We start from the raw sequence: 12,990 nt of genomic DNA on the forward strand, positions 1-12,990 counted from the left end.
GATAATTGGCTTTAGCCGCAATTTAAACCCCATTTGCGGCTTTTTCAGCGTTGGCGATCACTCACCTTTACCCGCTTTTTGCACATTGTCATCGAACGTTACTCTGCACTGGGAGTGGACTCATTTTCCTGAAACTCTGTTTCTCCATGCCAAGCGACCGCTACTCCGTTAGGGTAACGCAAATCGATGTAACGAATATGATCACTGACATTCGCCAGCTCGCGCTGCCATGAGGCTGACAATCTCGCTAAACGCTCGCCGTGCTGGCGGCGACCCAGCATGACCCAGGCACCACTGGATAGCTGCAAACGCCAAGCTCCGCGCGGTTCTAACCGCAGCTGAGAGAGGGATAGCGATAACCCGGCAAAATGGGGTAACAAGCGCTGATAGTAAGCCAACACCTCTTCACTGCTGCCACTTGGTCCTGCCAAGTCGGGAAGCCCTGCCGGTACGGTTAGAGGCGCAAAAGCAAACGGCTCGCCTTCGGGATTCAAAAGAAAGTCATCGTTCCAGCGCGCCACTGGCGTCTGCTCTACCAGTTCGAACACCAACGCATTCGGCCACTCACGCGAGATTCGCACTTCATTGAGCCAGCCGATGGTGAGCGCACGGCGCCGAAGCTCCCCCAAGTCAGCCGATAGCCACGTTGCCTCTTGTACCAAGGGTGCTAACTGAGTGCGCAGATAGTCGGCGCTGACGTACTCCCATTCGCCTCGTATCGACACGCGCTCGATGGGGCGATCCAACCATAGCCATAGCGCTCGACCACCGGCACCCAGCAGCAGCGCCAATAGCACAACGCCCAACCATGCGTTGCGTTTTTTCATAACGTCCCTTTTACCGAGCCCATCATGATGCGCTGGCCGCTGAGAGGGCAGTCTGTAGGATCCGCAAGACCAACTCGTCGAAGCCAATACCTGCGTGGGCAGCCGCCTGCGGAACGAGACTATGATCGGTCATTCCCGGCACCGTATTGACCTCGATGAGCCAGAACTGACCTGACGTGTCACGCATGACGTCAATACGTCCCCACCCCTCGCCTCCTACAGCGGCAAACGCCTCTTTGCACAACGCTGCCAGGGACTGCTCATCCTCCCAGGATAGACCACAGGGTAAGTGATACTGCGTAGTGTTGGCGATGTACTTGGCTTCGTAGTCGTAGAAACCGCCTGGCACCTCGACGCGAATGGCAGGCAAGACATCATTTCCCAGCAGCGCTACGGTGTACTCATCGCCGACGACAAATCGTTCGGCCATTACACGCGCATCGAATTTGGCCGCCTCCGTATACGCCGCTCGAAGCTCTTCTTGGCTCTTGACGATACTGATGCCCAGGGTGGAGCCCTCATGCACCGGTTTGACCATCATCGGGAGCCCGAGCCGCTCGACCACAGCGACCCAGTCGGCGCGCTCGTCGAGCATGATGCACTCAGGCGTGGGCAGGCCTACGGCCTGCCACACCTGTTTGGTGCGCTGTTTATCCATTCCCAGCGCAGAGGCCAAGACGCCGCTTCCAGTGTAGGGTACGCCCAGCAGCTCTAGCGCCCCTTGAAAGGTACCATCCTCTCCACCGCGACCATGCAGCGCAACGAACACCGCGCTGGGATCCAAGCGCTCGAGCCCAGCGAGGCCGCCCTCTTTAGGGTCATAACCGATCGCGTCGACACCCTGTCGCCTCAGGGCAGCTAAAATCGCCGCGCCACTTTTGAGAGACACCTCTCGCTCGGCGGAAATGCCGCCATATACCACGACGACGCGCTCCAAGGAGCCGACTTGACTGCCGTTCATAACGCCACCTCATCCAACTCCAATCTGGCCTGCGCCAAACGTAGCGAAATACCGCCCACGTCCCCTGCCCCCTGAGTAATTAGGATATCTCCGGGACGTAACACGTTGGTCAGCAAAGCGGGCAGTTCATGCTTGTGCTCGACAAATAGCGGATCGACCTCGCCTCGCTGGCGAATAGAACCGGCTAGTGTGCGCCCTTCGGCTCCCGGCAGCACGGCTTCGCCCGCACTGTACACGTCCAAGAGCACCAGCGTATCTACTTGGGAAAGAACACGCACGAAGTCTTCGTAGAGATCCCGCGTTCGGCTGTAGCGATGGGGCTGGTAGAGCATCACCAACCGGCGGTCGGGCCAACCCGCTCGCACGGCTTGAATCACCATGTCGACCTCGCGGGGGTGGTGCCCGTAGTCGTCCACCAGCATGACCTCACCTCCCCCCGTGGGGGCAGGGAAGTGTCCATGCACTTGAAAACGACGTCCAACACCTGCAAACCCGGTAAGGCCCCGTTGAATCGCCTCATCGCTAACGCCTGCGTCCGTCGCCACTACGATCGCCGCCATAGCATTGAGCGCGTTATGCCGACCCGGCATGGCTAGTCGAATGGCCAACGGTGCAGCGCCACCTGGACGCAGCGCAGTGAACGACACTTCGCCACCTTGCTGTGCAAAATCGACGATACGGTAGTCGGCATCGTCATCGAAGCCATACGTCACGAACTGCCGTTTTACTTGCTCACATAAACCGCGCACATGCGGGTCATCTATGCACAGCACGGCCAATCCATAAAAAGGCAGATTATGTAGAAATTCGATGAAGGTGCTTTTGAGCCGCTCGAAGTCACCGCCATACGTCGCCATATGGTCGGCATCGATGTTGGTCACGATCGATACCATGGGCTGCAGGTGCAAAAACGACGCGTCGGACTCGTCGGCCTCGGCCACCAGATAATCGCCCTCGCCCAAACGGGCATTGGCGCCTGCACTCGTCAGCTTGCCACCGATGACGAACGTTGGGTCCAACCCTCCTTCTGCGAGTAGCGTGGCCGTCAAGCTAGTCGTGGTGGTTTTACCATGGGTACCCGCCACGGCAATGCCGTGGCGAAAACGCATCAACTCTGCCAGCATCTCGGCACGACGCACCACCGGCACCCGGTGCTCATGGGCCCAGCGTATCTCAGGGTTGGTTTCATCGATGGCGCTGGAGACGACGACCACGTCAGCCCCTCGAACATTTGCTTCTGCATGGCCGATCGCCACCGTGACACCGCACTGGCGCAGCCGCTCTACTACGGGGGATGCTTTCATATCGCTACCGCTGACTTGGTAGCCTTGGTTCGCCAATACCTCGGCGATTCCGCACATGCCTGCCCCACCGATACCCACGAAATGCAGCCGCTGAATACGACGCATACCGGGGCCCGACGGACGGACCCCTTGCGGCGGCATGTTAGTCACTGAATCGGTCACGCAGTTTCTCCTTGCTTCGCCAAGCCCAAACAGCCTGCTGCAAGACGCTCTGTAGCGTCGAGGTGCGCGGCCTGTCGCGCCTTCGACGCCATGTCTGCCAGCCTGTCAGGGTCTAATAATTCATCGAGTAATCGAGTCAAACGCTCCGGCGTGAGGGCCGATTGCACCACGCACTGCGCCGCTCCCGCCTTGACCAACACATCGGCATTGACACGCTGATGGTCATCGACAGCAAAGGGAAAAGGCACCAACAGGGCAGGCTTGGCGGCAGCCGCCAGCTCGGCCACTGTCAACGCCCCCGCACGGCAGACCACTAGATCAGCCCATGCGTAGGCTGCTGCCATATCATCAATAAAAGGGCTAACGTCCGCGACAATGCCCCGTTCCGCATAGGCTTGAGCCGTGGCGACATCACGCTCTTTACCGGCTTGATGACGAACATCGGGACGCCGCTCTGGCGGTAGCGCAGCCAGCGCTGCGGGAAGCCGCTCATTGAGCGCAACGGCACCCAGAGAGCCACCGACTACCAATAGCCTCAGCGGACGGCCCTCCAGCTCGGTCGTCTGTCTGGGGCACTCTCCCAACGCCGCGATATCTTCGCGCACCGGGTTACCGATGACCTCGGCGCGGTGGCCGAACGCATCGTCGAAAGCCGCATAGGTTCGAGTCGCCAGCCGAGACAGCACCTTATTGGTGAGACCCGCGACGGCATTCTGTTCATGAATGACCAGCGGCACCCGTGACAACCACGCCGCTAACCCGCCAGGACCACTGGCAAACCCCCCCAGACCCACGACGACATCGGGCTTGAAACGCTGAATAACACGTCGGGCCTGCAACACCGCCTTGAAAAGATTGAGAGGGGCTTTGCACCAGCCAGCGAGCCCTTTACCGCGCAGCCCTCCGATGGCAATGGTGTGTAGTAGAATACCTGCCTTGGGCACCAACTGATTTTCGATGCCGCGCGGGCTTCCTAGCCATTCCACGTCGACACCCTTGGCCTGTAACGCATGCGCCAACGAGAGCGCAGGAATGACGTGCCCGCCGGTTCCCCCGGCCATGATCAATATCCGTCGACGTGAGTTGGTCACTACAAACGGCTCCTTGAATAATTACGATAAACGCGGCTCTCGGCGAGCGCGGTAGGGCGTCGGCGTACGACGCGGGCGATGACGGGTCTCGGCATCGACCCGAAGCAGCAGCCCAATCATCATACCGGTCACCAGTAGGCTCGAACCGCCATAACTAATCAGCGGCAACGTTAGCCCTTTGGTAGGGAGCAATCCTGAGCTCACCGCCATATTGATGAACGCCTGAGCGGCCACGATGAATCCAATGCCATAGCTGACGTAGGCACCGAATAGATGACCTGCCAGCTCTGCCCGGCGGCCTACCCACATCGCGCGTACAATGAATAGGGTAAACAGCAGGACCACGGCAATAGCGCCTAACATGCCCAACTCTTCGGCCACCACGGCAAAAATGAAGTCCGTATGCGCTTCCGGCAGGTAGTGAAGTTTTTGCACGCTATTGCCAAGGCCAGTGCCGGTGACATGGCCACGACCAAAGGCAATCAATGCCTGGGTCAACTGATAACCGGTGGCGAACTGATCGGCCCAAGGATCGAGAAAGCTGGTCCAGCGCGCCAAGCGATAAGGCTCCATGACGACCATCATGACCGCGCCAAACCCCAACACCCCGCCGCTGCCCAGTAGTAGCGTCAACGAGGCACCACTCATCATCAGCATGCCGATGACACACACGGTATAGACCACCATACCGCCGAAATCTGGGGCGAGAAACAATAGGCTAGCGGGCACGGCCAGTACGGCCAACGGCCGCCACATGGTAAATGCCCGTTGACGCAATTCGTAAGTGAAGCGGGACATGAACGCCGCCATGTAGAAAATCAGCCCCACTTTTGCCAGCTCCGAGACCTGCAGGCTCGGTAGTGGCCCCGGCAGAGAAATCCAGCGCTTACTGCCGTTCACTTCTTGACCGACGATCAGTACCACCACGAGCATGAAAATACTGACGAGCAGGATGAGCGCCGCGTTCTGACGCCATAGCTCCAGCGGCACGCACAGCATGAATAGGCAAGCCGTAATGGCCAGCACGAGAAAAATGCCGTGCTGCCGGGAATAGTGGTAGCTATTTTCTAGCAGTCCTATGGATGCAGAGCTGACCATGATCCAGCCCAGCCCAGCCAACGCTACGACGGCAAGAATCAACCAGATATCACAGGGAAGATGCTGGGTCGTCAGAGCAGCGCGCAGGCGCTGTAGCCGGCTAAGTGACTCGTCGCTCATATCGTCAACTCATTGCGTTTATGTATCACCCACTGACGAAAGGCATCACCACGGGCTTGATAGTTAGCAAATTGATCCAAGCTGGCACAGGCGGGAGACAGCAGCACACAATCACCGGGCTCGGCCATGGCAAAGGCGACTTCCATGGCCTGCGTCAAGTGCTCGACCCGCTCCACGGGCAGTGCCCCTGCCAGCGTTTCCATCAAACGAGGCGCATCGGTGCCAAACACGATCGCCGCACGGGCACACTCAGCAAGTGGAGCCGTTAGGGGCGTAAAGTCAGCGCCCTTGCCCACGCCCCCCGCCAGCAGGATGAGCTTTCCATCGAGAGTGGGACCAATACCGTTGATGGCCGCCAGCGTGGCCCCAACGTTGGTTCCTTTGGAATCATTGACCCAGCGGACCCCGTTAATATCGGCGATCCATTCGCTTCGATGGGGCAAACCCGCGAATGCTCGCAGAGCACGGCACATGTCCGCGCGGCCAAAGCCTAGCGCGTTTCCCATCGCCAGTGCAGCCAGCGCATTGGCATAATGATGCCGACCCGCCAACTGAAGCTCGTCAGCCGCCAACCAAGGCGTCTGCCCATGCATCAACCACCAGCGCCCCTGGCGCTCGTCGAGCCCCCAGGACTGGCCGATGGGTGGCTCACTGCTGAAATACTCGACATGGTTTAGCATCGACTCTGGCCACGTCTGGTCGTCGTCTGCGTTCACCACGGCGTGATCGGCCCCCAGGAAGATGCGCTGCTTGGCCTGACGGTAACCCGCCAGGTCGCCGTGCCGATCCAGATGGTCGTCGCAAAGATTCAAGAACGCTACCGACGCAGCGCCTAGCCACGGGGTCGTTTCTAGCTGAAAGCTGGATAGCTCCAAAATGAAGAGCTCAGCGTCCGGCTGCTCCGCCAACAGATCGAGCGCGGGTGTCCCTAAATTGCCCCCCACCGCGGCCTTGATTCCCGAGGCAGCGGCCATCTCGCCGAGCAGTGTGGTAACGGTGGATTTGGCATTTGACCCGGTAATCGCGGCGATGGGTGCCTTGACGGCACGCTTGAACAGCGCAATTTCCCCCACGAGCATAGGCTCTCCGGTGGTCGGGTTATGACGCTCTAACAACCCCTCCAAACCTGCCGTATAGGGATCGACACCGGGACTGACGACGACCTCGTACGCATCGCGCATATCCAACAGTGTCAAGGCACCGCAGTGTACGTGAACAGCAGGGTGCGCTTGCTGAAAGGCTTCGAGTCCCGGCGGGGTCTCGCGGGTATCCGCCACCATGAACGGCCTACCCAACTGGGTAAGATGACGGCAAATGGCCTGGCCAGAAACTCCTAGCCCGACGACCACCGTAAATCCGTTGGGTACCTGCACCATGTGGCTCCTTCTGCCTTGCGCTAAAGGCGGCCCTAACGCCGCCTATCGGGTCTAAACTTATCGCAGTTTCAGCGTGGCGAGGCCGAGTAGTACCAGCACCACCGTAATAATCCAAAAGCGCACGATGACCCGCGGCTCCGGCCACCCTTTCAACTCATAATGGTGGTGTAACGGGGCCATGCGGAAGATACGGCGACCGGTGAGTTTGTAGGAGCCCACCTGTAAGATCACGGAGACGGTTTCCAACACGAAAATACCGCCCATGATGAACAGCACGATCTCTTGACGAACGATGACCGCCACCACGCCGAGCGCCGCGCCCAGCGCCAGGGCACCGACATCCCCCATGAACACTTGGGCGGGGTACGTGTTGAACCACAGAAAGCCAAGACCGGCGCCCGCGATGGTGGCGCAGAAGACCGCCAGCTCACCGGTACCGTGAATGAAAGGAATATGGAGATAGTTCGCGAATACCGCGTTGCCGCTGGCGTAGGCAAAGACCGAGAGCCCCATGGCCACAAGCACAGTCGGCATGATCGCCAAACCATCCAAGCCATCAGTGAGGTTGACGGCATTCGAGCTACCCACGATCACAAAGTAACTCAGCACGATGTAAAAGACGCCCAGCGGAAGCGCGACGTCCTTGAACATGGGAATGAGCAGGCTGGTTTCTGCAGGCGTGGTGGCCGTTGCGTAGAGCACCACGGCCGCTCCAATACCCACGACCGACTGCCAGAAGTATTTCCAACGCGCTGGCAGGCCTCGGGGATTCTTCTCGACCACTTTACGGTAATCATCGACCCAACCAATCGCCCCAAACCCCAGTGTCACCAGTAGCACGACCCACACATAGTGGTTGGTCAAATCGCCCCAGACCAGCGTACTAATGGCAATTGCCAATAGAATCATCGCGCCCCCCATGGTCGGGGTGCCCGCTTTCGAGAGATGCGACTGGGGGCCATCATCTCTCACTGCTTGGCCAATTTGGCCTTCTACCAGTCGGCGAATGACCCACGGTCCTAACCAAAGACACAGCATCAATGCCGTTAGCGCTGCCAAAATCACGCGTAACGTCAAATAGTTAAAAACTTGAAACGTAGACTGATATTGGGCTAAGAAATTCGCCAAATGAAGTAACATGAACGGCGCTTACCTTGTTTCATCCGCGCGCAATGCCGTAATGACCATTTCCATGCCAGCACTACGCGACCCTTTCACCAGCAATGTGGCGTGGGGTGGAAGAGAATGAATAATATGACGCACAAGCGTCTCGTGATCGTCAAAATGCTGCCCACGACCAAAGGCATCCGAGGCCGCACGGGCTGCTTCGCCGTAGGTCACCAGCATATCGATGCCCAGCGACGCAGCGTAGCGACCCACCTCGGCGTGAAGGGCTTGCGACTCGCCGCCTAACTCCCCCATCGCCCCCAACGCGCACCAGCGTGGCGCTGGAAAGCTGGCTAGCGCGTCTAGCGCGGCTTTCACTGCGCCGGGGTTGGCATTGTAGGTGTCATCGAGCAGCGTAGAATGACGTAGACCAGCCACTAGGCTTAGGCGACCTGACAGTGACGTCAATCCGCCCAACCCGGCCACCACGTCTTGCGATGACACGCCGAGCGCCAGTGCCGCTGCCGATGCAGCGAGTGCGTTGCTGACGTTATGCTTCCCAATCAGTGGCAGATTGACGTCACCGAGGCGCTGGCCGTGCGCAACAAGCGTGAAAGCATACCGCCCCTGAGGGTCGCAGGAAAGTGCCTGGGCGTGAACGTCGGCATCCTCATGTAAGCCGTAGCTGACACAACGCCTAGGGGCGGCACAAGCTGACCAAAAATCGTGGTAGCGATCGTCTCGGTTGATGACGGCCGTGCCATCGGACCCAAGCCCAGATAAGATCTCACTTTTTGCCTGAGCAATCTGCCCCATGCCGCCAAATTCGCCAACATGCGCCCCGGTCACGTTGGTTATGATCGCTACTTGCGGTGCGGTGAGCTGGCTCGTCCAAGCGATCTCGCCCAGATGATTAGCCCCCAGCTCGATCACGCCCGCTTGATGCTCGTGAGATAAACGCAACAGCGTCAGCGGCGCACCGATATCGTTATTCAAATTGCCCGAGGTCGCTAGTACGTCACCGAGCGGTGACAGCAAGGCAGCGGTGATCTCTTTTACCGTGGTCTTACCGCTATTACCGGTGACGGCGATGAGCGGGAGGTCGAACCGACGACGCCAAGCCTTGGCCAACAACCCCAGCCCAAGCCGCGTATCCGAACACACCAACTGCGGCAGAGCGCTTTCCACCGGACGCTCCACCAACGCGGCGACAGCCCCCTGCTCCCTTGCTTGCTCGACGAACGCGTGGCCATCGAAACGCGGTCCTTTTAACGCGACAAACAGGCATCCAGGAATGATTTTCCGCGTGTCGGTCACGACAGACGACACCCATTGAGCGCCGTTGATGGGCGACACGCCGACACCCAGTGCAGCGGCCACTTCTGTTAACGTCCACATCAGACGACACCTCGAGTCGCTAATGCATCTCGAACCTGCTCGTCATCTTGAAACGCATGACGCACGCCATCGATCTCTTGATAGGCTTCGTGACCTTTACCTGCCACGAGAACCACATCTTCCGGCGAGGCCTGATGTACCGCGTGGAGAATAGCTTGGCCACGATCACCGACCTCGTCGACCGTCGCACGTTCGGTAAAGCCAGTGAGAATTTGCTCACGAATACGCGCCGCCGACTCCCCGCGAGGGTTATCATCGGTCACCACGATGTGGTCGGCTAGCTGCTCAGCGACGCTGGCCATTTCGGCGCGCTTTCCCGTATCGCGCTCTCCCCCACAGCCAAACACACACCACAACTTGCCCCGGCTACCCAGATGGGCGCGCAGCGCGCCTAGCGCACTCTGTAGCGCATCTGGCGTGTGGGCGTAATCTACTACCACGCTGGGTGCACGATCACCACCGAAGCACGCCATACGTCCCGGCACTGGGGAAAGGCTAGCCGCTGCCGCGAACAGCGACTCCAATGACTCGCCCAATCCATACAGCACGGCGATAGCCAGCAACACGTTGTCCAGATTGAACCGCCCCATGAGACCTAGCTGCAGCGCTTTCTCACCTTCCGGGGTCGCAATCAGCGCCTGCTGTCCAAGGGCATGCGGCTGCCAATCCAACACCCGTAGCGTGACGGCGTCATCGCTGCCAGTCGCCAACACGCGCACGCGCTGGTCACACCCGGCCAGCATCAAGCGAGCCAAGGGGTCGTCACCGTTCACAACGGCCAATGTCAACTCGGCTCGACGGAAGAGTTTTGCCTTTGCCGCTGCGTAAGCGGCCATACTGCCGTGATAATCCAAATGATCCCGGGTCAGATTGGTAAATACCCCGACGTTCACATCCACCGCGTCCAAGCGCTGCTGATCCAGCGCGTGGGAAGAGGCCTCCAGCGCAACCCGCTTGACGCCCTGGCGCGCCAACTCACCCAGCGTCGATTGCAGGGCAAGGGGACCAGGCGTCGTCAACCCGCTTTCTAACAGCTGACCCGGTCGTCCTACGCCCAAGGTCCCAATCACACCGGCAGGTGTCCCCAAGCGTTCGCTGAGCTCGGCAATGTAGTGGGTCACCGAGCTCTTGCCGTTGGTTCCCGTGACTGCAATGATCTCAAGCCCACTCGGCACGTCAAACAACGCCCGACCCAGCTCCCCCAGACGCAGCGACAAATGCGGCAAAAACAGCACGCGTTCGTCCAGGCTCACGTCACTCTCTTTGGTATGCGCCAGCACGAGGGCGGCTCCACTTGCCAACGCTTGTTCGATATACGCTCGGCCATCACTCTGGCTGCCGGGCACGGCAACGAACACATCGCCTGCCTGGAGCTTGCGAGAATCGGTGATCAGATGAAGCTGCTGAGGTAGGTCAGGCAGCGCTGGCAGTTCGGCGCTCGGCCATACCAAGCGTAACGCTTTCCGTAACTGGTCTGGGCATAGAGTCATGCCATCTCCTTAAACACTAATCGACCTCGTAATCCGGCGGCACATCCAACAGCCGCAGAGCGTTGCCGGTGACACTCGAAAACACCGGAGCGGCTACGGCGCCACCATAGAACTCGCCCGCTTTAGGGTGATCGATCATGACCACCGTCACGATACGCGGGTCCGAAATCGGAGCAATGCCAGCAAACACGCTGCGATACGCATCGGTGGCATACCCTTGCTGCCCCGTTTTACGCACGGTGCCGGTTTTACCGCCCACGCGATACCCCTCTACCCGAGCTCGTCGACCGCCGGTGTAAGCGCCCACCGACGTCTCCAAGATATCGAGTAGGTCGTTGGCAACGCTAGGCTCGATGGCAGGAATACCTGGCGGGGGCTCTGACAACCTCAACAACGAAGGAGGTAGACGCTGACCGTCATTGGCTAACGCCGTGTAGGCACTGGCCAATTGGACCGCCGTCACCGAGAGCCCATACCCATAAGAGAGCGCGGCTCGCTCGCTGCGTGACCACTGAATCCGCGCCGGTAACGTTCCCGTAGACTCTCCAGGAAACCCTGTACCTGGGCTTTGACCTAGGCCCAGTTGGTTGTATTTTTCCCAGATGGCCGTATCGCTGAGCTGAAGCGCCAAACGTGACATACCAATATTCGAGGACTTTTCGAGAATACCCGCCAGATCCAATTCGCCATAGTTACGGAAATCGCGAATCGTGAACTGGTCGAGCCGCATCCACCCCGGCGAGGTATCTACGACCGCATCGCGCCCAACGATGCCGCTTTCCAGCACAGCGGCCATAGCAAGCGGCTTCATCACCGATCCCGGTTCAAACACATCGACCAGCGCTTGATTGCGTAAGCCGCGAGGGTCTAACCCGGCGCGATTGTTGGGGTTATAAGAGGGAAAGTTGGCCATCGCCAGTACTTCACCGGTACGGGCATCCATCATCACAAGCACGCCACCGTCTGCTTGGTGCTCGGCAACGGCGGCACGCAGCTCCCGATAGGCCATGTACTGAATACGTTGATCGATCGCCAGGGTTAATTCTCCACCCGGCTGCGCTTCACGAATCACACCCAACTCTCGCACCAAGCGGCCGCGCCGGTCTTTGATGACGCGACGCTGCCCCGGGTGACCCGCTAGGTAGGGCTGATAAGCGAGCTCTAAGCCCTCCTGACCGACGTCGTCTACGTTGGTGACGCCGAGTATTTGGGCCGCCACCTCTCCAGCCGGGTAGTAGCGCTTGTATTCACGCTGGGGATAGACACCCGGCGTGCGCAGATCGAGGATGCGCTGCGCAGCGTCTGGGGTCATCTGTCGGCGCAAATACATGAATTCGCGGCTACTGTAGCGCGCCACTCGGGACTCGAAGTCATCCAGTGACATCCCCAGCGCCTGCGCCAGCATGACACGCTGGATGGCGTCTGTAGGCAACTCTTGAGGGTTCGCCCAAAGCGTCACGACCGGCGTCGAAATCGCCAGCGGCTCCCCGTTACGATCAGTGATCATCCCGCGGTGGGCGGGAATGGTTTCGTGGCGCAGCGTGCGGGCATCACCCTGGCTCTGCAAGAAGGGGCGGTCGATGACCTGAAGCAGCGTAATCCGTCCAATCAGAATCGCCGATGCCAAGCCAATGGCCAATAAGATGAAGAAAAAGCGCCCACCGGCAAGCGGCGGCGCGATGGGATATTGGCGGGACGTCCCTCCCCGACCTTCACGCCTCATGGCCGAATCACCTCGACATCGTTTACGTCAGGAATGCGCATCTCTAGCCGTTCCGTGGCAATTTGTTCAATGCGGGCCGGCGTTGACCAGGCCCCCTCCTCCAGCAATAACTGCCCCCACTCGGTTTGCAACTGATTCTTTTCCTGCTCCAACCGCTGCAACTCGGCAAACTGCGTGCGCGTCATGTGAGTCGTCGTGACCACGGCCAAACCGGTCAGCAAACAGGCCATAAACAGCCCGATCATCGTCATGGGCCACCAACGAAGACGTAGTTTGAATGGCCACTCTGCCCTTAGCGTGGAAGCCCAGAGCCCTAACCGCTCCATACTCATG

General features: G+C 59.4%; 11 protein-coding genes. All 11 read right to left on the minus strand.

The genetic code is table 11. The annotated features are described in order from the left end of the window. Positions 1-98: 98 nt before the first annotated feature. From GYM47_RS10575 to ftsL, 11 genes are read right to left on the minus strand one after another with little or no spacing between them, the layout of a single operon-like run. The gene (locus GYM47_RS10575) at positions 99-827 is read right to left on the minus strand and encodes a cell division protein FtsQ/DivIB (RefSeq protein WP_139527199.1); all 729 of its coding nucleotides are present in this window, start codon (positions 825-827) and stop codon (positions 99-101) included. A gap of 22 nt (positions 828-849) precedes the next feature. After that, entirely contained in the window at positions 850-1,788 is a 939-nt protein-coding gene (locus GYM47_RS10580) for a D-alanine--D-alanine ligase (RefSeq protein ID WP_153842881.1), read from the minus strand. Beyond that, positions 1,785-3,233, minus strand: coding sequence for a UDP-N-acetylmuramate--L-alanine ligase (murC, locus tag GYM47_RS10585; protein ID WP_153842919.1), 1,449 nt, complete (start codon positions 3,231-3,233; stop codon positions 1,785-1,787). Before murC ends, GYM47_RS10580 begins: the two co-directional genes overlap by 4 nt. A gap of 17 nt (positions 3,234-3,250) precedes the next feature. Continuing rightward, positions 3,251-4,345, minus strand: a complete 1,095-nt coding sequence (gene murG / locus GYM47_RS10590; protein WP_153842880.1) for an undecaprenyldiphospho-muramoylpentapeptide beta-N-acetylglucosaminyltransferase — start codon at positions 4,343-4,345, stop codon at positions 3,251-3,253. 21 nt (positions 4,346-4,366) lie between these two features. Beyond that, positions 4,367-5,563: a putative lipid II flippase FtsW gene (gene ftsW / locus GYM47_RS10595; RefSeq protein WP_139527196.1), complete on the minus strand. Its 1,197-nt coding sequence runs from the start codon at positions 5,561-5,563 to the stop codon at positions 4,367-4,369. Further along, complete coding sequence (murD, locus tag GYM47_RS10600) at positions 5,560-6,939, minus strand: UDP-N-acetylmuramoyl-L-alanine--D-glutamate ligase (RefSeq protein ID WP_153842879.1); 1,380 nt, start codon at positions 6,937-6,939, stop codon at positions 5,560-5,562. Before murD ends, ftsW begins: the two co-directional genes overlap by 4 nt. A 57-nt stretch (positions 6,940-6,996) precedes the next feature. Continuing rightward, on the minus strand, positions 6,997-8,079 hold the full coding sequence (mraY, locus tag GYM47_RS10605) for a phospho-N-acetylmuramoyl-pentapeptide-transferase (RefSeq protein ID WP_139527194.1): 1,083 nt from the start codon (positions 8,077-8,079) through the stop codon (positions 6,997-6,999). Between the two features lie 9 nt (positions 8,080-8,088). Then, positions 8,089-9,447, minus strand: a complete 1,359-nt coding sequence (locus GYM47_RS10610; protein ID WP_153842878.1) for a UDP-N-acetylmuramoyl-tripeptide--D-alanyl-D-alanine ligase — start codon at positions 9,445-9,447, stop codon at positions 8,089-8,091. Further along, positions 9,444-10,934: a UDP-N-acetylmuramoyl-L-alanyl-D-glutamate--2,6-diaminopimelate ligase gene (locus tag GYM47_RS10615; protein WP_153842877.1), complete on the minus strand. Its 1,491-nt coding sequence runs from the start codon at positions 10,932-10,934 to the stop codon at positions 9,444-9,446. Before GYM47_RS10615 ends, GYM47_RS10610 begins: the two co-directional genes overlap by 4 nt. Before the next feature lie 16 nt (positions 10,935-10,950). Further along, on the minus strand, positions 10,951-12,657 hold the full coding sequence (locus GYM47_RS10620; RefSeq protein WP_139527191.1) for a peptidoglycan D,D-transpeptidase FtsI family protein: 1,707 nt from the start codon (positions 12,655-12,657) through the stop codon (positions 10,951-10,953). Continuing rightward, on the minus strand, positions 12,654-12,989 hold the full coding sequence (ftsL, locus tag GYM47_RS10625) for a cell division protein FtsL (RefSeq protein WP_139527190.1): 336 nt from the start codon (positions 12,987-12,989) through the stop codon (positions 12,654-12,656). Before ftsL ends, GYM47_RS10620 begins: the two co-directional genes overlap by 4 nt. Position 12,990: the final 1 nt, after the last annotated feature.

It is taken from the genome of Vreelandella piezotolerans, assembly GCF_012427705.1.
Lineage (GTDB): Bacteria > Pseudomonadota > Gammaproteobacteria > Pseudomonadales > Halomonadaceae > Vreelandella > Vreelandella piezotolerans.